Raw genomic sequence first — 20,900 nt, 5'->3', positions numbered from 1 at the left:
CGCGGTCAGCCGAGGTAGGTGGGGCGGACGGACGGAGGGATCGGTCCCTTGTTGCGGCGTCCCTGGCCGATCTCCTCCCACGCGTGGGCGAGGATCCCGACGCTGCGGCTCAGCACGAACAGTCCTCGCGCCAGGGGCGCGGGGAAGCCCAGCTCGGCGTAGATCACCGCGGTCGCGCCGTCGATGTTCATCGGCACGGGCCTGCTGCGGCCGCGGTTGAGGACCTCTTCGACGGCCAGCGCGGCGCGCAGGTGGTCGCCGGGAACGACATGGTCGGTGGCCGCCGCCGCGACGAGCCGGAGCAGGGGGTCGCGCCGGGGATCGCGGGTGTGGAAGCGGTGGCCGAAACCGGGAAAATATCGGATGCCGCGGGTCCGCCAGGCGGCAACGACGTCGGCGGCGGCCGGCCCGGGGCCCGCGCTGCCGGCGGAGCGGGTGACGACTTCGTCGAGCAGGACCACGCAGTCCTGGCCGGCGCCGCCGTGCGAGTCGCCGAGCGTGTTGATGGCGCTGGCCATCGCGTTGTTGAGGCCGACTCCACAGGTGACGGCCATGCGGGCGATCGCGATCGACGGCGCGTGCGGCCCGTGGTCGACACCGGCGACCAGAGCGGCCTCGAGCAGAGCGGCCTGCCGCTCGTCCGGGCGTTCACCGCGCAGCATAAGCCAGATCATCGAGCCGAAGCCGATGGCGCCGATGAGGTCCTCGACGGGCGTGCCGCGGAGTTCCACGACATCGGGTTCGATGCGGGACACCGCGGTGCCCCACCAGTCGGCGACCGGCGAAACGTTCATAGCGCGACCATAAACCGTGGTCCGCTTCGCGGTCCAGTAGGTCCGCTCTGCGGATCGGTTCTCTGCTTGCGCGCGGAGGAGCCCCGTCTCTACAGTGATCCCAACCTCACAGCGGAACCGACGGTCCGCTACGTGGACCGCGAGAAGGGTGGCCGGTCATGGCAAGAATTCCTCGGCGCTTGGTCCTGCGCGGTGCGGCCGCCACGGCCGCGGCTACCGCCGCCACCACCGCCCTGCCCGGCCAGACCGCCGCCGGCGCGACCCCCGACGAGGCCGGCGCGCGGCATGCCGGCGGCGCCGAGCCGACGGTGAAACAGCCGATCACCACCACCGTCCCGCGCGGGCAGTGGGACTACCTCGACCCGTACTACAACGTCGTCCGGGGGCAGGTACCCGCGTCGTACCACCCGTGGGTCAGCAACCGGCAGGACCGGATCCTGCTGTACACGCGGACCGCCGGTCCGCGGCACGCGCACCTCGGACCGGCGCTGCCGGCCGGGCTGAACCCCGCGCTGACCGACGCCCACGTCCTGCAGAACGCGGTCGTCAAGTGGATGGGCGAGGTCGGCGTGCAGGTCGACTGGACCGAGGACGTCACCCGGATGCCCGGCATCGGCAGCACCTACAAGGCCGTGGTCTTCGGCAGCACCAGCCGCGACACGCTGTGGAAGCACGGCACGGCGGTGCAACCGGCCGCCGCGGTCGACACGACCACCGGCGCGCACCTGGACGCGGCCCGGACCGCGCTGCGGCAGTACCTGCGGGCCGGCGGCGGGTTCGTGGGGATTCACAATGCCATCGGCGGCACCGAGTACAACTGGCCCTATTACGAAGGCTTGTGCGGCGGCACCCAGTACTACGACCACGGCGCCCACCAGAACGGCATCATCGTCACCCTCACCAGGGACTCCTCCACCGCCGGGCTGCCGGCCCGCTGGGAGTTCAAGGACGAGTGGTACAACTGGATGCCCTTTCCCACCCGGGTGAAGTTCCTCCTCGCCGTCGACGAGTCCACCCTGGCCACCCGGGCCGGCACGCACCCCGGCCATGGCCGGTTCCACCCGATCTCGTGGTGCCAGTACTACGACGGCGGCCGTTCCTGGGTCACCGCCCTGGGCCACGACTCGGCCGCCTGGACCGACGGCTCGGGTTACGTCGGGCAGGCATTCTTCAAGGAGCACATCGTCACCGGGATCCTGTCCGCCATGGGCAAGCTTCCGTTCTGCGGCTGAGCACCGCAGCCGGGCCGGCGCGGAGGACCAGGCATTGACGTGTTTCGGTCCCGCTAACTAACGTACTGGTTCGTACAAAGAGTGCGGAGGCGGCGGCATGGCCGAGGAGCAGGAGCGCTACCTGGTGGGCCTGATCGGCTCCGGCATCGCCACGTCCCTCAGCCCGGCCCTGCACGAACGCGAGGCCGACCGGCAGGGTCTGCGCTACCTCTACCAACTGGTCGAACTGCGCAACGGCGACGTGGGCGAGCTGCTGCTCGCCGCGCGGCAGCTGCGATTCCGCGGGCTCAACATCACCCACCCCGCCAAACAGGCGGTCCTGCCCCACCTCGACGTGCTCGCGCCGGAGGCGGCCGAGATCGGCGCGGTCAACACCGTGGTCTTCGACGGCGACCGGGCGACCGGGCACAACACCGATCGGTACGGCTTCGCCACCGGCCTGGCCCGCGCGCTGCCCGGCGTCGATCTGCACCACGTCGTGCTGCTGGGTGCGGGCGGCGCCGGCCTCGCCGTGGCGGCCGCCCTGGCCGAGGCGGGATGCCGGAGGATCACCGTGGCCGACGTCGACCTCGGCCGCGCCCAGCGGCTCGCCGCCGCGCTGAGCCGACACGCCGCCGTGACCGTCGTGCCGGTGACGCCCGAGGCCGTCCCCGGCCGGCTGGCCGACGCGGCCGGACTCGTCAACGCCACCCCGATCGGGATGGAGGGCCATCACGGCAGCCCGATCGCCGCCGAGCACCTGCGACCGGACCTCTGGGTCGCGGACGTGATCTACCGTCCGCTCGACACCGCGCTCATCCGCGCCGCCCGCGTCCGCGGCTGCCGGGTGGCCGACGGCGGCGGCATGGTCGTGCACCAGGCCGCCGCGTCGTTCCGCCTCTTCACCGGCCATGAGCCGGACGCGGAGCGGATGTTCGCGGACTTCCTCGCGTTGACCGGTGGCGGCAATGCCTAGCGCGTCGTTACCGGGCGCCGCGCCAGCGCCGCACCAGCTCGGGCAGGTCGGCGTTGTGTTCCCCGAGCCCGGGCGGCGGAGCCGGCGGCGTCAACGGCTCGCCGTCGACCAGCACGCCGGCGCCGCTGACCCGCAGCGTGCCGGTCCGGTCCCGCACGGCCGCCGGCGTGCCGGCGGGCAACGGCAGCTCGGTGACGAACCCGCGGCCCACCACCTGGTCGACGGCGACGGCCTGGGCGACGGTCAGGATGCGGGCGGCCGGGACGCCGGCCGCGGAGAGCAGCTGCTCCCACTCCAGCGCGGGCCGGCGGCGCAGGGCGTCGTTGAGATGCTTGTTGAGCTCGTCGCGGTGCAGCTTGCGGGCCTCCCGGTCGGCGAACCGGGGGTGGTCGATCAGATCGGGCCGGCCGACCAGGCGGCACAGCGTCTCGAACTGTTCCTGCCGGTTGGCCGCGATGTTGAGCGGGCCGTCCGCGGTGTCGAACGTGCCGGAGGGCGCGGCGGTGGCGTTCTGGTCCCCCATCGGCTGCGGCTCGACGCCGCTGACCAGGTAGTTCGAGACCGCCCAGCCCATCGCGGACAACGAGGCCTCCAGCATGGACACGTCGAGGAAGCAGCCCCGCCCGTCCTGCTGCCGGCCGGCGAGAGCGGCGGTGACGGCCAGGGCGGCGCTGAGGCCGCCCACGGTGTCGGCCACCGGGAAGCCGACCCGCAGCGGCGCGGTGTCGGGCGTACCGGTCACGCTCATCATCCCGGACAGGCCCTGGATGATCTGGTCGTACGCCGGAGCCTGGCTCATCGGCCCGGTCTGGCCGAAGCCGCTGATGGCGCAGTAGACGAGCCCGGGGTTGAGCGTGCGCAGCCGCTCCCACGAGAAGCCGATCCGGGCCAGCACGCCGGCCCGGAAGTTCTCGACGAGCACGTCGGCGTGGGTCACGAGCTCGGCGAAGGTGGCGCGGCCGGCCTCGTCCTTGAGATCCAGCTCGATCGACTTCTTGCCGGCGTTCTGGGCCAGGAACGACGTGCCCAGTCCCGCCCGGTTGAGCTCGGGGTCCGGCCCGAGCCGGCGGGCGAGATCGCCGCGGCCGGGCAGCTCGATCTTGATCACTTCCGCGCCGAGCAGCATGAGGTGGTACGTGCAGTACGGCCCGGCGAGAACGTTGGTGAGGTCGAGGACGCGGACACCGTGAAGCGGCCGGTCGTGCATGCGCGATTCTCCTTCCGATGCTCCCGGCCGGACCGGGCGCGGCCCGGCCGGGGTCTAGAACGACGAGCCGAGCGGGTGGTCGAAGCCGCGCTCGTTCATCTGTGTCGCCGCGGCCAGCAACGCCTGGGCGAAGGCGGCGACCCGATCGTCGGTGAACCGCACGGTCGGGCCGCTCAGCGTCAGCGCCGCCACCACCGTGCCGGACCGGCCCAGGATCGGCACGGCGACCGCGGACAGCCCCGCGTCGCGTTCGCCGTGACTCACCGCGTACCCCTGGTGGGTGGCCTCGTCGATCCACTCCCGCATGCGCCGTACGTGTCCCGCGCCGTAGGGCGAGGACGCGGCGACGCGATCGAGCAGCGCGGGGGACGCGTTGCGCAGCAGCACCTTGGCCGAGGCGCCGGCCCACAGCGGCAGCTCGTCGCCGACGTGCACGACGTGCCGCAGTGGTTGCGGGCTCTCCTGCTGGGCGATGCAGACCCGCACGACGTCGCGGGCCACGTACATGTTGACCGTCTCCCGCTCGCTCGCCGCGAGCTCGCGCATCAGCCGCTGGGTCTCCGGCGGGAGCTCCCAGCTGCGCCGGGCCAGGTGCGCCCACCGCCACAGGCCGGGACCGGCCATGTAGCCGGCGTTGGTCGCCCACAGCAGACCGCTCTGCTCGAGGGTCTGAACGATCCGGATGACCGTGGTCTTGGCCAGCCCGGTGGCGGCGACGATGTCGCGGATCGCGATCAGCGGTCGGTCGTCGCTCAGCAGCGACAGGATGTCGAGGGCGCGCTGGATGCTGCGGACGCCCTGGCCGTCGGACGTCTCGTCGGCGCTGGCGGATTTGCGGCCGGTCGCGGATGGCACCGTGACTCACTCCCTTTCGTCGGCCGCGGCAGGCGGCCGGTGGTGGCGTGGACACCCCAGATTGTGCCGTCCCGGGTCATGGCGTCATCGGCTCGTAACTTTTCGATGCCGCCCCTTGCCTTCGACCGGCGGCCAACCGTACGTTACACCCGGGTCCACAGAGCGGTCCAGACATGGCATTGTGGTCCGTACAACGGACCAAGGGAGGGTTTGATGGTGGACACGATCCTCGGTGAGGCACCCGGAGCGGTGGCGTACGCCCCCTCGCTGCTGGCCGGCCGATGGCGCGACGACGGTCCGTCGGCCGAGCGTGTCGGCCCCTTCACCCGCTCGGTCGTCAGCCGGGCCCGGACGGCCGGGAAGGACGACGCCCGCGTGGCCGCGCAGTACGCGAAGGCCGGCGCCCGCACCGTGGCGCGCATGGCCCCGGCCACCCGCGCCGACATCCTGGAGCGGGCCTCGGGCCTCGCCACCGGGCACCGCGACCGGCTCGCCCGGCTGATCGCGCTCGAGCTAGGCAAGCCGGTCACGGACGGCCGCAACGAGATCGACCGCGTCGCCGACACGTTCGCGGTCTGCGCGGCCGAGGCCCGCCAGATCGGCGGCGAGCTGCTGCCGGTCGCCGGCTGGGCGCGCGGCGTCGGCCACACCGCCCTGACCTACCGCGCGCCGGCCGGCGTCGCCCTGGCCATCACGCCGTTCAACGCCCCGGCCAACCTGCTCGCGCACAAGCTGGGCGCGTCGTTCGCGGCCGGCAACAGCACCATCGTCAAGGCCCCGCCGCAGGCGCCCGCGGTGTCGGCCGGCGTCGTCGCCCTGCTGCTCGAGGCCGGGGCGCCGGTCGAGGCGGTGCAGCTGCTGCACGGCGGTGGCGCGATCGGCGCCGCCCTGTGCGCCGCGCCGGAGGTGGCCGTGATCAGCTTCACCGGCAGCGCGGAGACCGGCGCCGCGGTGGCCCGGGCGGCCGGCGCCAAGCGGCTCGTCCTCGAGCTCGGCGGCAACGCCGCGACGATCGTGTGCGACGACGCCGATCTGGCCGCCGCCGCGGCCGTCTGCGCCCGCACCGGTTACAGCAACTCCGGGCAGAGCTGCATCTCGGTGCAGCGGGTCTATGTGGACCGCCGCTGCTTCGGCGCCTTCGTCGACCTGCTGACGGCCGAGGTCGGCAAGCTGCGGGTCGGCGATCCGCTCGACCCGGACACCGACGTCGGGTCGATGGTCGACGACCAGGCGGCGCAGCGGGTGCTGAGCTGGGCCACCGAGGCCGCCGAGCGGGGCGCGCGCATCACCGCCGGCGGCACCCGCGACGGCGCCACCCTGGCTCCCACCGTGGTCGCCGACCCGCCGGCGGACGCCGCCGTGGTCACCCACGAGGTCTTCGGCGCCCTGGTCAGCGTCCTGCCCTTCGACGACTTCGACGCGGTGCTGGCCCTGTGCAACACCAGCCGGTTCGGGCTGCAGGCCGGGCTGTTCACCGCCGACGTCAACCGCATCCTCACCGCCTGGCGGGAGCTGGAGGTGGGTGGCCTGGTGGTCAACGGCTCGTCCAACTTCCGGCTCGACCACGTCCCGTTCGGCGGGGTGAAGGACTCCGGCTTCGGCCGGGAGTCGCCGCGGCACATGGTCGAGGACTACACGGTCGTCAAGACGCTGATGCTGCGAGGCCTGTCGATCTGGGGAGAGAACTGATGACGGAACGGACCGCGGCCGACGCGCTCGTCGCCCAGCTGGCCGCCTACGGCGTCGAGCACATCTTCGGCACCTGCGGGCACACCAACATCGCGCTGCTGGACGCGCTCGGCCGCAGCGACATCCATTTCGTCATCGCCCGCCACGAGCAGACCGCCGCGCACGCGGCCGACGGTTACGCCCGCGCCACCGGCAAGCCCGGCGTCGTGCTGCTGCACGTGGGCCCCGGGATGATGAACGCGGTGACCGGCGTGGCGACCGCCGCGCTCGACTCGGTCCCGCTGATCGCCATCTCCGGCGACATCCCGTCCCACCTGCACGGCCGGCACCCGCACCAAGAGGTCAACCTGCACGCCGACGCCGACCAGACGGCCATCTACCGGCCCTTCGTCAAGCGGGCGTGGCACGTGCACCGGGTGGCGGACCTGCCGCGCTTCACCGAGCGGGCGTTCTGGACGGCGACCTCCGGCCGGCCCGGGGCGGTGCTGCTCAACGTGCCGATGGACATGTTCTCCCGGCCGCCGGCGGGCCCCGGGAACGCGTACCCGCTGCCGCGGGCCGCCACCGTCCCGGACCTCTCCCCCGCCGACGCCGACCGGATCGCGGCCGAGCTCGTCGCGGCCGAGCGGCCGCTGATCTACCTCGGTGGCGGGCTCGGCGGACCCGAGGGCCGGCGCGCGCTGCGCGAACTGGCCGAGCATCTCGACATCCCGGTGGCCCACTCGCTGATGGCCAAGGGCGCCCTGCCCGACGACCACCCGCTGGTGATGGGCATGACCGGCTTCTGGGGGCTGGCCCAGACCAACGCGTACGCCCGCGCGGCCGACCGGGTGCTGGCCATCGGCACCCGGTTCGCCGAGACCGACTCCAGCTCCTGGAACCCGCAGCACACGTGGAGCTTCCCGCCGAGCCGGCTGATCCAGATCGACATCGACCCGGCCGAGATCGGACGCAACTACCCGGTGGAGATCGGCGTGGTCGCCGACGCGGGTCTCGCCGTCGGGCAGATCCTCGGCGCGGTGCGCCGGCTGCGGCCCGACCCGGCGACCCGCGCGGGGCTGCGCGAGCAGATCCGTACGGCGCGCACCGAGCTGTTCGCCGCCAGCGCCGAGCGCGGGCGCAGCGACCAGTTCCCGCTGCGCCCCGAGCGCATCCTGGCCGACGTGCGGGCCGCCCTGCCCAGCGACGCCGTGCTGGTCACCGACGTCGGCTGGAACAAGAACGGCGTCGCCCAGTGCTACCCGCTGCCCGCGGACGGCCGGTTCATCACCCCCGGCGGCGCCTCGACCATGGGCTTCGGCCCGGCGGCGGCCCTGGGCGTACAGATCGCCGACCCCGACCGGGTCGTGGTGGCGCTGATCGGCGACGGCGGCATGAGCGCGCAGCTGCCGGCCGTGCCGCTCGCCGTCGAGCAGGGACTCCCGGTGATCTTTCTGGTGATGAACAACCGGGCCCACGGCACCATCTCGGACCTGCAGTCGACCTTCTTCGGCCGCAGCTACGGGTGCGACTTCGTCGATCCGGACGGCAACCCGTACAGCCCCGACTTCGCCGCGCTGGGCCGCGCCTGCGGCGCCGACGGCTACCTGGTCGGGGAGCCGGGCGACCTGAGTGCCGCCCTCAAGACGGCCGTGGAACGCCGCCGGCCCGCGGTCATCGACGTGCCGATGGTCAACGAGCCGGTACCCACCCCCGGCCACTGGAACATCAAGGACATCTACCAGGGCGTTTTCGAATGACCCACTCCTGATTGAGGTGAGACGCTCCATGCTCCGACGACGCGCCGCCGCCATATCCGTCCTCGCCGTCCTGTCCGCCGCCTTCGCCACCGGGTGCAGCGCCCCGGGCGCCGACCAGGAGTCGTCCGGTGACAACTCCGGACCCATCAAGATCGCCCTGGTCGACGCGCAGAGCGGCCAGCTCAGCTCGCTGGGCGCCTGGGAGCTCAAGGGCGCCCGGCTGGCCATCGACGAGTGGAACGCCGCCGGGGGCATCGACGGCCGCCAGATCCAGCTCGGTGTCTTCGACGACCAGGGCGACCCCACGGTGGGCACCAACCTGGCCCGGAAGATCGACAGCGAGGGCTACATCGCGATGATCGGCACCGCGGAGAGCGCGGTGACCATCGCCATGGCACCCATCCTCAAGCAGGCGCAGATTCCCAACATCACCTCCGGTCAGTCGCCGGGCCTGGTCGCGGTGGGCAGCGAGTTCCTCTTCCTCAACGGCCCGACCAGCACCACCTACGACGAGACCCTGGCCCGGCACGTCGTCGACGACCAGGGCGTCCGGAGCATCGCCATGATCAGCAACAACGGCGGCTACGGCAAGGGCGAGCACGACGCGTTCCTCAAGGCGTTGCGCAGCCGCGGCGTCACCCCGGTCGCGGATCAGGTGGTCACCACCGATCAGAAGGACTTCAGCGCCGCGCTCACCGGCATCCGCCAGAAGAACCCGAAAGTGATCTTCCTGGGCGCCGAGGAGGTCGAGTCCGGCCTGATCGTCAAGCAGGCCCGCGACCTGGGCATCACCGCGACCTTCGTCGGCGCGGCGCCGCAGGGCACGCCGGTGTTCATCGACACGGCGGGCGCCAGGAACGCCGAGGGCACCATCGTCAGCTCGCCGTACCTGAGCAACGAGATCAACGACGCGTCCAAGAAGTTCGCCGCCGCGTACCGCAAGAAGTTCAACGAGGAGGCCGAGCTGCACGGCGCGAAGGCCTACGACGGCACCCAGATCCTGCTCACCGCGCTGAAGACCAGCAACGTGGCCACCGGCAAGGACCTCGCCGAGGCGATCCGCGCCACCCGGTACCAGGGTCTGCTCGGCGCCTTCGCGTTCGACAAGACCGGCGTCGGCATCTTCGAGACGTCGATCGGCACCATCCAGAGCGGCAAGCTCGTCGCGGCGAGCTGACGGGCCGAAGGAGAACCCCGTGCAGGTCTTTCTGCAGACGATCGTGGGCGGCGTCAGCCTCGGCGCCGTCTACGCCCTGGTGGCCCTGGGGTTCTCCCTGGTCTACCGCACCATGGGCCTGGTCAACTTCGCGCACGGCAACGTCGTGACCGTCGGCGCCTACCTCGCCTCCACGTTCTACCTGTCCACCAAGCTGCCCTTCGCCCTGGCGATGGTGATCGCCATCGCGCTGACCGGGGCGATCGGCCTGGTCATCGAGCGGGTGCTGCGGCCGCTGGAGAATCGCGACTTCGATCTCATGCTGATCGGCACGATCGGCTTCGGCATCGTGCTCGACGCGTTGATCATCATGATCTGGGGGGCCACCGGCCGGGCGGTGCCCTCGCCGGTCCCGTCCGCCCCGCTCGACCTGTTCGGCCTGCGCATCCGCACCTACGACCTGGTCGTGCTGGCCATCGCGGCGGTCGCCACCGTGCTGCTGGTGCTGTTCCTGTCCCGGACCAAACGGGGTGCGGCGATGCAGGCCGTGGCGATGGACCACGAGGCGGCCACCGCGGTCGGCATCCACGTGGGGCACAGCAACGCCGTCGCCTTCATGATCGGGGGTGGCCTGGCCGCGCTGGCCGGCGGGCTGGTCGGTCCGCTGCTCTACGTGAGCCCGGCGCTGGGCGGCGCGCTCGGCATCAAGGGATTCGCCGCCGCGATCCTCGGCGGGTTCGGCAGCATCCCCGGGGCGATCGTCGGCGGGCTGGCGATCGGCATCCTCGACTCCTTCACCGCCGGGCACTTCCAGGGCTACTCCGAGCTGGTCACCTTCCTCGTCTTCACGGTGATCATCATGGTCCGCCCGACCGGCGTCTTCGGCGAGCGGACGGTGAACCGGGCATGAGATCCCGCCTCGCGCTGATCGCGCTGATCGCCGTCGCGGCCTGGCTGCTGCCCTACGGCCTGGACTCGTACGCCATCCACGTCGTGAACGTCATCCTGATCTTCGCGATCCTGGCGACCGGGCTCGGCCTGGCCATGGGCATCGCCGGCCAGGTGAACCTGGCCCAGGTGGCGTTCTTCGGCGTCGGCGCCTACGTGACGGCCATTTTGACGACCCGGGCGGGCCTCGGCTTCTGGGTCTCGGCCCTGCTCGCCGTCGCCGCCACCGTGGCGATCGGCCTGGTCGTCGGCACCCCGGCGCTGCGCGTGCAGTCGCACTATCTGGGCATCGTGACGCTCGGCCTGGCGCTGGCCTTCACCAACTGGGTGACCAACGCGGAGATCACCGGCGGCGCCGAGGGCATCTCGGCGATCCCGGTGCCGGTGCTGCCCGGCGTCGACCTGTCCAGCGAGTACCTGTACTACTACCTCGAGCTGATCGTGCTGGCCCTGGCGCTCGGGTTCGGCCTGTTCGTCGTCCGGACCGGGCTCGGCCGGCGGATGCGCGCGATGCGCGACGACTCGCTGGCCGCAGGCTCCCTGGGCGCCGAGGTCCCGCTGCTGCGGATGACCGCCTTCCTGCTGGCCAGCGTCTACGGCGGCGTGGGCGGGGTGCTCTACGCCGGGCTGATCCGCTACGTCGCGCCGGAGTCCTTCGGCATCGCCAACATGTTCCTGCTGCTGGCCATGGTGATCATCGGGGGGCGGCAGAGCCTGATCGGGTGCGTGGTCGGCGCCGTGAGCCTGGCGCTGGTCCGCGAGGCGCTGGTCGACCATCCGACCATCGCGCAGGTCGCGTACGGCACGGTCGTCGTGCTCGTCGTGGTCTTCGCGCCGACCGGGCTGGCCGGGCTGCCGGCACGCGCGAGGGTGCTGCGGCAACGCCGGCGGGGACGACAGGGTGCGGCCCCGCGGCTCGGGCCCTTCACCCCGTACGAGCCGACGGCCGCGCCGCCGGACCAGGCCACGACCATGCTGCGGGTCGCCGAGGTGACCATGCGGTTCCGCGGCCTCAAGGCGCTCGACCGGGTCTCCCTCACGGTGGACAGGGGCGAGATCCGAGGCGTCGTCGGGCCGAACGGCTCCGGCAAGACCACGTTGTTCAACGTGATCAGCGGCCTCTACCGGCCGACCGGGGGCCGGGTGGAGTTCCGGGGCCGGGACATGACCGGGAGCACCCCGTACCGGCTGGCCCGGGCCGGCATGTCGCGCACCTTCCAGAACCTGCGCCTGTTCGGCGACCTCACCGTCGAGGAGAACGTGCTGGTCGCGCTCGACCGCAGCCGCACCCTGTCGAGCTGGCGTTACCTGCTCGGACCGGTCGGCATCCTGCGGCGCGACCGCGAGCTGCACCGGCAGGCCCGCGCCGTGCTCGACCGGTACGGACTCGCCGATTTCGCCGGCCTGCCGCCGAAGTCGCTGCCGTACGGCATCCAGCGGCGGGTCGAGATCGCCCGGGCGGTGGCCGCGGCGCCGTCGCTGCTGCTGCTCGACGAGCCCGCCGCCGGCCTCAACGGCGAGGAGGTGCGCCAGCTCAGCGACATCGTGCGCGCCATCCGCGACAGCGGCGTCACGGTCATCGTCATCGAACACAACATGGGCCTGGTCATGTCGTTGTGCGAGCGGATCACCGTGCTGGCCGGCGGCCGCGTCATCGCCGAGGGCGAACCGGCCCAGGTGGCCCGGACGCCCGCCGTCATCGAGGCCTACCTGGGCGACTCGATGAGCTCCGACGACCTGCCGTCCGTCCCGGAGGTGACCCGATGACCGCGGTGTCCGAGCCGACGACCACGACCGCGCCGGAGCTGACGGTCGAGGGGCTCAGCGTCCACTACGGCGGCGTCTGCGCGGTGCGTGACCTCAGCTTCTCCGTACCGGCCGGCGAGGCGATCGGCGTCATCGGCGCCAACGGAGCCGGCAAGACCTCGACGCTGAAGGCCGTCATGGGCCTGGTTCCGCGCCGGGTCGCCGCGCTGCGCTTCGGCGACACCGACCTCAGCCGGGTGCCGGCCCGGATGATGGTCCGCCACGGCATCGGGTACGTGCCGGAGGGGCGGCACGTCTTCGCCGGGCTGTCGGTGGAGAAGAACCTGATGCTCGGCGCGTACGCCCGCAAGTGGAACGCGCCCACCCGGGCGACGATGGCCGAGGTCTACGAGCTGTTCCCGGTGCTCGGCGAGATGCGCGGGCGGCTGGCCGGCGCCCTGTCCGGCGGGCAGCAGCAGATGCTGGCCATCGGGCGGGCGCTGATGTCCCGGCCCCGCCTGCTGCTGCTCGACGAGCCCTCGATGGGCCTGTCGCCGAAGCTGGTCGAGGACATCCTCGCCGTCCTGGTGCGGCTGCGCGCCGAAGGGCTCAGCCTGCTGCTGGTCGAGCAGAACGCCAAGCTGACCTTCGAGGCGACCAGCAGCTGCCTGGTGGTCGAGAACGGCGAGGTGGCGATGACCGGCACCTCGGCCCAGCTGCGGCACGACCCGCAGGTGCGGCGCATCTACCTCGGCCTGTGAGCCCACCGTCGCCGAGGCCGGGGCCGTCCGCCGCGGCCCGGCCGTCGTCGTGTAAGCCTTGAGCGCAAACACGGAAGAAGAGAGGCGCGCATGGCAGCAGCACCACGGGTGCGCGACCCCGAGCGGACGCGCGCGGAGATCATCGACGTGGCCACTCACGAGTTCGCCGACCGGGGCTACACCGGCGCCCGGGTCGACGAGATCGCCGCCAAGACGCGGACCACCAAACGGATGATCTACTACTACTTCGGCGGCAAGCAGGGGCTGTACCTGGCCGTGCTGGAGGGCGCCTACCGCCACATCCGCGCGCTGGAGCAACAGCTCGACGTCGACCACCTCGAGCCCGTCGACGCCCTGCGCCAGCTGGCCGAGCTCACCTTCGACCACCACGAGTCGCACCAGGACTTCGTCCGGCTGGTGGCCATCGAGAACATCCACTACGCCGAGAACCTGCTGCGCTCCGAATCCCGCGAGGTGCTGGCCGCGCCCGCCCTGGACGTGCTGACCCGCATCATGGACCGCGGACGCGCCGCCGGCCTGTTCCGCGACGACCTGGACGCCCTCGACGTCCACATGATCATCAGCGCGTTCTGCGTCTTCCGCGGGGCCAACCGCTACACCTTCCGGGCGATTTTCGACCGGGACCTGCTGGACCCGGGCCTGCGCGACCACCTGCGCCAGATGATCGGCGACCTGGTGGTCGCCCACGTCACGGCTTGAGCATCCGGACGGCTGGGGCAACGCTCTGCCTCACCGACCGGCCACACGAGTGGTCTGGCGCCGTCCGCTGCCGACAATGACCGATAGCCTGTTGCGCCGGCACAGGCTGAATCGCCTGCCGGGGGACCTGACGGGGCCGCTACTCGGCACAATCCGGCTCCTCGGGGCGCCGGACGGACCGGAGCTGGACCACACCGCGTGGGAGCTCTCGGTGGGGCTGCCGGAATCGGCGCAGCAGTTGCTCATGTTCGCCACCAACGCGGCCGATCAACGCGGGCATTTCGACGTCGTCGTCAGCTCTGCCTTGCATGGCCGGTTGGGACGCTCGCGCTGCTCTGGTCGCTCTGGCTGACCAGGCATCCGCGACACGGTGACGAGGCGCTTCGGGAACGCGCCCGCGGGGCTGGCCAGCAGCTCGAACAAGATCAGGTGCGCTGCCTCGATGCGTGGCGGGTGCGGCTGTCGAACAGGAAGGGTTAGGACCCAGCGGGGTCGGGCCGGGGCATCTTGCCGATGCGCGTCAGCTCGTACAGGAACCAGACGACGCAGCCGACGGCGGCGGCGACGCGGACGGTCAGAACGACCGGGGTCTCCGCGATGCCGGCCGACAGCACCGCGAACACGGCCACCCCCGCGAGCTGCAGCTGCAGCAACCGGCCCGGCGGTGGAGCCTTCTGGCTGCCGCGCCCGGCCACCGACAGCGCGACGTGCAGGAACGCGTACGCGGCCAGCGTGGCCAGCGCGGAACCGGTCAGCGCGAGCCAGGGCACCAGCAGGAGGTTGAGCGCCACGTTGAGCGCCGCGGCCAGGATGGTCACGAAGGCGATCACCACCGTCCGCCCGTCCGCGGTCAGGGCCCTGGTCGCCGCGAGCTGGCCGGCGGACGGGATCGCCGTGATCAGCACGATGCACAGCAGCAGGAGCAGGCTGTCGGGCCGGTACGACGAGGGCGCCCAGACCCGCAGCACCAGCGGGGCGCCGCAGGCGAAGCCGATCAGGATCGGGATCAGCAGCCGGTAGAGGGCGTCCCGGCTCTCGGCCAGCACGGTACGCCGTTCCGCGTCGCCGGTGATCGCGAAGAACCGGGGCATCCAGGCCGAGTGCAGGATCCACAACAGCAGCATCGGCATCGACCCGATGTTGTACGCCACCTGGTAGCGGGCCACCTCCTCGCTGCCCAGGGCGGCGCCGATGACCAGCCGGTCGGAGGTGGACAGCACGAAGCTGCTCAGCGCCGACGGCACCAGCGGCAGCGCGAACGCGAACGCGCGGATCAGCACCGCCCGGTCGCTCAGCCGGAAGAGCGCCGGCGGAGCCAGCGCCAGGCCCAGCAGGGCCGCCAGGAACTCGGCGGCGACCTGCCCGGTCAGGAAGACCTCGGCGGTGGGCCGGTAGAACTTCACCAGGCCCAGCGCCAGGGCCTCGGCGACGACCGACTGCACGAGGCCGACCACGCTGAAGAAGGCCAGCTTGTCCTGGCTGCGGAGCAGCGCGAGGGACACCGTGGTCAGGGCCGACGAGCCGGCCCACAGCACCGCCAGCCGCAGCGCGGGCCCGTCGTCCGTCATCTGCAGGGCGTCGGCCCACAGGCCGATCGTGCCCCAGGCCAGCGCCGAGATCGCCACGATCACCACGACGGCGGCCAGGACCAGCTGGCGGGCTCCCCGCGGGTTGGCCCGGGCGGAGTACTCGCGCTGGACCGCCGTCTGCAGGCCCAGACCGGCGAAGACGAACAGCACCTGCATGACGGCGTTCGCCGAGGTCACCGTGCCGAACGAGGACAGCCCGAGGACGCGGGTGGTGACCGGGGTGAGCACCGCCGCGCTGACGATCTGCACCGCCCACATCAGCATGTACAGCGAGTCGCGGCCGAAGAGCTGCGCCACGTGGTCGTCGGGCGCCGGCTGGGCGCGTACCTTCACCGTCACGGGCCGGTGTACTCGAACAGGACGGTGCCGCCGGACGAGTAGACGACCCGCCAGGACGGCGACGCGGCGAACGAGTCCCGCAGTCCCTCGAACTGCTGCCGGGTGTGCATCCCGTATTCCCACCCGTAGGCCGACGACGCCGGGGACCACAGGGCGTACCGGCGCGCGGAGGGTGACCGGGTGGCGGTGTAGCTGACGAACTCATCGGTGATGTGTTGCCGGTTCGCCGCCGCGGACCCGCCGGTGAGCGCGAAGCCCTGCGGGTCGATCTCGCTGCGCCGGAGCACGACGTGGGTCTGTCCGGCTTCCGGCGCGGAGATCGGCAGGTCGAGGACGGCCGGCCCGAGCAGGAGCAGGAAGCCGGCCGCGGGCGGCCGGAGGTCGGTGGCGAGGAAGCGGTGCAGGGCCACCCGGTCCGGCCGGCGCAGGACGTTCGACGCGTCCAGCCCGTGCGCGGCGACGCCGAAGGTCGCGCAGAGGGTCAGCAGCACGGCCAGCGATCGCCGGCCGGCCGCCGCCGGGGCGCCGCGTACGACGGCCGGGGCGGCGAGCACGGCCAGCCAGGGCAGCGCGAAGAGGATGGCGCGGAAGATGCCCTCGTTCCCGTACGGGTTGATCGCGACCGCGACCAGCCCGACCGCCGACGCCACCGCCAGGGCCCAGGTCCGCACCTGCCGGCGGTCCCGGATCAGGGTCGACAGGGCGAGGAGGCCGACCAGCAGGACGCCGGCGAGCATGGCCACCAGCGTGCCCGTGACGATCGGCTGCTTGTGCAGGCCCGGGGTCACCGGCGACTGGGGGATGCCGAAGTTCCCGACGTCGCCGACGCTGCCGAGCGAGACGAACTGGGCCAGGTCACCGGCGTGCACGCCGGTCCAGGCGAGCACCGGGACCAGCACGGCGGCCGGTGTCCACCAGGGGCGCAGCCGGCCGAACGCCACGAGCACGCAGAGCGTGCCGCCGATGATGTACGGGCTGAGCTGATGAGCCACGGTGACGGCCGAACCGAACAGGATCATGATCGTCACCCGGGCCGCGACCCGCATGGCCGACAGGGCGACCCCGACGATCAGCAGGCCGAGGACGAGGCCGACGGACTGGGGCGAGAAGTAGTCCTGGCCGAGCGGGTCGGCCAGGACGCCGATCCCCGTGGCGAGCCACGGCAGGATCCTGCCGTCGAGCAGCTGACCGGCGAAGTACCGCATCGCGAACACCCGGGCGACGCCGATGACCGCCGGCCAGGCGGTGGCCAGCGCCATCGGATCCCGCAGGCCGGCGACGTCGCTGAGCCAGGCCATGGCCGAGAAGAAGCCGGGCCAGTCGTTGTAGACGGCGACCGGCGTCCGCAGTTGGAAGGTGTCGCGGATCTGCTGGACGAACTCGAGGTGCTTGGCCGCGGTCTGGATCCGCGGGCCGTCGTAGACCAGGGCCGGCGTGCCGGTGAGCACCAGCATCAGGAGCAGCACCCCGAGGCCCAGGCTGAGCTCGCCGGCGGACCGGGCCGAGGCCAGCGCGGCGACGATCAGGAGCAGGCCCAGGTACCACAGCGGTCCGATGTCGGCCAGGTAGCCCCAGAGCCCGGGTTCGAGATGGCGGTGGGTGAGCGCCGCGATCCCGCAGAGCGCCGCGCCGCCGACCGCCAGCAGCAGGGCCCGCGGTGGGGCCGGCCACGGGGACGCGGACCGCGCCGGGAGTTCGCGTACGGCGGCAGCGATCCCGGCCACGTGCAGCGCCGCGGTGATGGCGCAGACGATCGCCGCGAAGAGCATCGGCTGCCACAGCCGGCCCAGCAGCATCACGGCCGACACCCCGACCAGGACGGCCAGCGAGGTGCCGCCGGTGAAGGCCAGGCGCTGGACCAGGCCCATGCGCCGGCTCAGCGCACACGGCGCCGCGCCCAGCCCGATCAGCAGGTAGCCGAGCATGCCGGCGGCCCGCAGGTCCCCGGCGCCGGTCAGCAGCCCGGCCACGCCGATGAGCAGGGCGACCAGGCTGATCGCCGAGAGGACCAGCCGGGCCCGGGCGGTGTCGCCGGGCCCCGGCGTCTCGGCCGGGGCAGCAGCCCGCGGCGCAGCGACGTGCGACAGAGTGGCGGTCACGTGCGGGCCTCCGAGCGCCGGGCCGCCCGGCGGGCCGCGGCGTACAGCCACGGACCGGCCAGGTAGCCGGTGAACTCGCGGCGCAGGGCGCCGCGCGGCGCCGTCACGGACGCGGCCATCCGCTCGTCGGTCTGCCGCTTGATCAGGGCGATCCGGGCCAGGCCGGCGGGCACCCGGCGCAGCACCTGCATGCGGGTGTCGGCGTGCAGCACCAGCTTTGTGAGGTACGCCGTCAGCCCGGTCCCGTACCCGTACATCTGCTGCAGCAGCGAGTCCTCGTCCGCGCGGTGGTGGTGCCACACCACCGCGGACGGCTCGTACGCGATGGCGCCGCCGCCGAGCAGCACCCGGACGAAGGCGTCGAGGTCCTCGCCGCCGCGGGTGCGGGTGCCGGCGCCGAGGGCCTCGTCGAACCCGCCCAGCCCGACCAGCCGCTCCCGGTCGAACGCGAAGCTGGCCCCGGTGCCGAAGATGCCGGCCGAGAACGGGTACAGCGCGTCGCTGCGACGGCTCGCCGACATGTCGAACAGTTGCGGGCTGGTGCGCGTCGACCAGGACAGCAGCCGGGCGTCGCAGTAGGCCTCGGAGTCGTTGGCGATGGACGCGGTGCCGACCAGGCCGGTGACGCAGACGACGTCGGCGCGGCGCTGGAAGCCCCGGGCCAGCCCGCGGAGCCAGCCGGCGTCGACGGCGACGTCGTCGTCGGTGTACGCGATGTAGCGTCCCCGTGCCGCGGCCAGGCCGGCGTTGCGGGCGCGGGACAGGCCGGGCCGGGGCTCGCACAGGTAGCGGAACCGTTCGTCGGCGGCGGCGTACGACTTGACCAACAGCTCGGTCGAGGCGTCGGCCGGCGCGTTGTCGACGATCAGGAACTCCACCGCCGGGTGGTCCACGGCGGCGAGCCGGTCGAGACAGGCCGGCAGCGACTCGCTGCGGTTGCGGGTGCAGACCACCACGGAGAACAGCTCGTCGGTGTCGACCCGGTTGGGACAGGCCGGCGGCGCGGCGGCGGGACGCCACGCGGTCCGCTCGGAGTCCGCCGGGATCCGGGCGCCCTCGGCCGCCAGGTGCGCTTGCAGGGCGGCGCCGAACTCGCGCCAGGCCGCGGCCCGGATCTCCGCCACGTCCGCGGCGGTCCCGGTCCGCGGCAGGCTCAGATAGCCCAGCGGCTCACCGTGCAGACGGACGAGCACGCGCATCGTGGTCTCGTCCCGGGCCGCGACCACGCCGGTGGGCGCGAGGTCACCGGAGAGCTCGAACTCACCGCACCACGCCGCCGGGGAGCCCACGCCGGCCCCGGTCGCGCCCTTACGGCGCGAGCGGGACAGGACGGCCGTTACGCCGACCGCGGTGGCCAGGGCGTGCAGCTCCCGCCCGACCCGTACGCCGGGACGGGTCCGGGCCGGATCGGCCATCATGCGGAGCAGCGCCGCCGGGGTGGTGTCGCGCTTGGCCTCGACGCGCGGGAGCGCGTACCGGTTGTGCGGGCCCGGGTGGGCGTGCTCGGTCGTGACGGCCAGCGCCGCGTCGAAGCCGGCCCGGCGGACGTGGGCCCGGAGCCGGGAATCGTGTTCCCCGTACGGGTACACGAAGATCCGTGGCGTCCCGAGCCCGGCCGCGGTCAGGGCGTCGCGCCCCGCGCGGAGGTCGGCGCGCAGGTCGCCGGCCCCGAGCGTGGTGAGGTGGGCGTGCCGCCGGCTGTGCGAGGCGATCTCCCAGCCGCCGGCCCGCAGCGTCGCCAGCTGAGCGGCGTCCAGCAGCGGCAGCCGCGCCCCGCCGTGGTCGGCGACCCAGGCGTTGTACCCGCCGATCTGGTCGCCGACGACACAGACCACCCCGCGGATCCCGAGCCGGTCCAGGACCGGCGCGGCGTCGGTCAGCACGCTGGAGTACGCGTCGTCGAAGGTCAGCAGGACGCTGCGGGGCGGCAGCGGCCGGCCGTCCAGGTGTTCGAGCAGGTCGTCGGCGTCGATGAAGCGGTGGCCGGCCTCCCGCAGCGCGGCGATGTGTTCCGCGAACAGCTCGGGCGGCACGCCGTACTGCCCGTTGCGGCTGTCGGTCAGGTCGGCGATCGCGTGGTAGGCCAGGATGAGCGGGCCGGCGTCGGCCGACACGTCGAGCCCGCCGTTCTGCCGGACCGCCCGCCAGTACACCGAGTCGCGGAACCGGGCGAACAGGTACTCGGTGGGCAGGTCCATGCGGCCCCGGCCGACCCGGCGGACCACCACCTCGCCGGCCGCCCGGGTCACCCCGTCCGGCAGCATCGCCAGGGCGCGTAAGAGCCGGCCGGCGGCGGTGTTCCCGCCGTGGTTGGCGGTCAGGATCGCGCCGAGGCCGGGATGCTTGCGGGCGAGCATGGTGTCGGCCCGCCCGGCCTGCGTCCATTGCCGGATGTTCTGCTCCGGGGACACGACGTAGTGCTGGTGCGAAACCGCGGACAGGTTGGCCCGTACGCGGGCGCCGTCCTGCAGCAGCCGGTAGACCAGGTCGGTGTCCTCGCCGCCGAACGTGCCGTTGGCCGTCAGGCCGGCGTCGAACCCGCCGAGCCGGGCGAACCACTCGGCCCGCACCGACAGCTGGCCGCTGAGGAAGTCGCCGACACCGAGCCGGCCGGCGGAGCGGTCCAGCCGCGCCTTGCGCTGGGCCGCCCAGCGTTCGATCCCGCGGGTCAGCAGGTTGCGGGGCGACCGCGGATCGAGCTCCATGTGCCCGACCACGGCGTCGGCCCCGGCGGCCAGGGTCTTGCCGTGCTCGACGAGCAGGTCGGCCTCCACCGTCATGTCGTCGTCGAGGAAGAGCAGGTAGCGGCCCCGCGCGGCGGCGGCGCCGGCGTTGCGGGCCGCGGCGGATCCCTGATTCGGCTGCTCGTGGACCGTCAGCGGGAGCGGCAGGTCGAGGCCGCGCAGGGCCTCCACCGTCCCGTCCCGGGAGCCGTCCACGACGACGATCAGCTCGCACGGCCACGGCCGCCGGGTGGCGACGACCGACGACACGGTGCTCAGCACGATGTCCCGGCGCTCATAGGTGGGAATGATGATGCTGAACAGCACGGACGATGCGTCCACGGCGTT

Annotated in this window: 16 protein-coding genes; 10 read left to right on the top strand and 6 right to left on the bottom strand. The window is 72.8% G+C overall.

All coding sequences use genetic code 11. From position 1 onward, the window contains the following. Positions 1-5 precede the first annotated feature (5 nt). Positions 6-794 carry a citryl-CoA lyase gene (locus Ani05nite_RS02630; protein ID WP_203764034.1) on the bottom strand — a complete coding sequence of 263 codons (789 nt, stop codon included), beginning with the start codon at positions 792-794 and terminating at the stop codon, positions 6-8. Positions 795-952: 158 nt separating this feature from the next. Here Ani05nite_RS02630 and Ani05nite_RS02625 point away from each other — a divergent pair, with 158 nt between their 5' ends. Both Ani05nite_RS02625 and Ani05nite_RS02620 read left to right on the top strand, forming a co-directional pair. Next, positions 953-2,026 (top strand): ThuA domain-containing protein, encoded by a 1,074-nt coding sequence (locus Ani05nite_RS02625; RefSeq protein WP_203764031.1) that lies wholly within the window; start codon positions 953-955, stop codon positions 2,024-2,026. A gap of 97 nt (positions 2,027-2,123) precedes the next feature. Beyond that, positions 2,124-2,981, top strand: coding sequence for a shikimate dehydrogenase (locus Ani05nite_RS02620; RefSeq protein ID WP_203764028.1), 858 nt, complete (start codon positions 2,124-2,126; stop codon positions 2,979-2,981). 7 nt (positions 2,982-2,988) lie between these two features. Here Ani05nite_RS02620 and Ani05nite_RS02615 read toward each other — a convergent pair whose 3' ends face one another. After that, on the bottom strand, positions 2,989-4,188 hold the full coding sequence (locus Ani05nite_RS02615; protein ID WP_203764025.1) for a CaiB/BaiF CoA transferase family protein: 1,200 nt from the start codon (positions 4,186-4,188) through the stop codon (positions 2,989-2,991). A gap of 54 nt (positions 4,189-4,242) precedes the next feature. Continuing rightward, on the bottom strand, positions 4,243-5,043 hold the full coding sequence (locus Ani05nite_RS02610; protein WP_203764022.1) for an IclR family transcriptional regulator: 801 nt from the start codon (positions 5,041-5,043) through the stop codon (positions 4,243-4,245). A 213-nt stretch (positions 5,044-5,256) separates the two neighbouring features. Between Ani05nite_RS02610 and Ani05nite_RS02605 the strand changes: the two genes are divergently transcribed. From Ani05nite_RS02605 to Ani05nite_RS02570, 8 genes are all read left to right on the top strand, one after another. Then, positions 5,257-6,732 (top strand): aldehyde dehydrogenase family protein, encoded by a 1,476-nt coding sequence (locus Ani05nite_RS02605; RefSeq protein WP_203764019.1) that lies wholly within the window; start codon positions 5,257-5,259, stop codon positions 6,730-6,732. After that, positions 6,732-8,471, top strand: a complete 1,740-nt coding sequence (locus Ani05nite_RS02600) for a thiamine pyrophosphate-binding protein (protein WP_203764016.1) — start codon at positions 6,732-6,734, stop codon at positions 8,469-8,471. The genes Ani05nite_RS02605 and Ani05nite_RS02600 overlap by 1 nt, the downstream gene beginning before the upstream one ends. A gap of 28 nt (positions 8,472-8,499) precedes the next feature. Next, entirely contained in the window at positions 8,500-9,648 is a 1,149-nt protein-coding gene (locus Ani05nite_RS02595) for an ABC transporter substrate-binding protein (RefSeq protein ID WP_203764013.1), read from the top strand. A 19-nt stretch (positions 9,649-9,667) separates the two neighbouring features. Beyond that, the gene (locus Ani05nite_RS02590) at positions 9,668-10,537 is read left to right on the top strand and encodes a branched-chain amino acid ABC transporter permease (protein ID WP_203764010.1); all 870 of its coding nucleotides are present in this window, start codon (positions 9,668-9,670) and stop codon (positions 10,535-10,537) included. Then, positions 10,534-12,342, top strand: coding sequence for a branched-chain amino acid ABC transporter ATP-binding protein/permease (locus Ani05nite_RS02585; RefSeq protein WP_203764007.1), 1,809 nt, complete (start codon positions 10,534-10,536; stop codon positions 12,340-12,342). Before Ani05nite_RS02590 ends, Ani05nite_RS02585 begins: the two co-directional genes overlap by 4 nt. Continuing rightward, positions 12,339-13,082: an ABC transporter ATP-binding protein gene (locus Ani05nite_RS02580; protein ID WP_203764004.1), complete on the top strand. Its 744-nt coding sequence runs from the start codon at positions 12,339-12,341 to the stop codon at positions 13,080-13,082. The genes Ani05nite_RS02585 and Ani05nite_RS02580 overlap by 4 nt, the downstream gene beginning before the upstream one ends. A gap of 90 nt (positions 13,083-13,172) precedes the next feature. Continuing rightward, positions 13,173-13,802 carry a TetR family transcriptional regulator gene (locus Ani05nite_RS02575; protein WP_203764001.1) on the top strand — a complete coding sequence of 210 codons (630 nt, stop codon included), beginning with the start codon at positions 13,173-13,175 and terminating at the stop codon, positions 13,800-13,802. A gap of 76 nt (positions 13,803-13,878) precedes the next feature. Next, positions 13,879-14,154 carry a hypothetical protein gene (locus tag Ani05nite_RS02570; RefSeq protein WP_203764000.1) on the top strand — a complete coding sequence of 92 codons (276 nt, stop codon included), beginning with the start codon at positions 13,879-13,881 and terminating at the stop codon, positions 14,152-14,154. Between the two features lie 124 nt (positions 14,155-14,278). On the opposite strand, the gene Ani05nite_RS02565 is transcribed toward Ani05nite_RS02570, so the two are convergent. From Ani05nite_RS02565 to Ani05nite_RS02555, 3 genes are read right to left on the bottom strand one after another with little or no spacing between them, the layout of a single operon-like run. Beyond that, positions 14,279-15,730 carry a lipopolysaccharide biosynthesis protein gene (locus Ani05nite_RS02565; RefSeq protein WP_203763998.1) on the bottom strand — a complete coding sequence of 484 codons (1,452 nt, stop codon included), beginning with the start codon at positions 15,728-15,730 and terminating at the stop codon, positions 14,279-14,281. Then, complete coding sequence (locus Ani05nite_RS02560; protein ID WP_203763996.1) at positions 15,727-17,829, bottom strand: hypothetical protein; 2,103 nt, start codon at positions 17,827-17,829, stop codon at positions 15,727-15,729. Before Ani05nite_RS02560 ends, Ani05nite_RS02565 begins: the two co-directional genes overlap by 4 nt. After that, a complete protein-coding gene (locus Ani05nite_RS02555; RefSeq protein WP_203763994.1) occupies positions 17,826-20,894 on the bottom strand; it encodes a glycosyltransferase in 3,069 nt (1,022 codons plus the stop codon). Before Ani05nite_RS02555 ends, Ani05nite_RS02560 begins: the two co-directional genes overlap by 4 nt. Positions 20,895-20,900 lie beyond the last annotated feature (6 nt).

The organism is Actinoplanes nipponensis (assembly GCF_016862275.1).
In the GTDB taxonomy this organism is placed as follows: Bacteria; Actinomycetota; Actinomycetes; order Mycobacteriales; family Micromonosporaceae; genus Actinoplanes; species Actinoplanes nipponensis.
The sequence above is the reverse complement of the archived record's forward strand: the minus strand, read 5'-3'. Positions and strand labels throughout refer to the sequence as shown.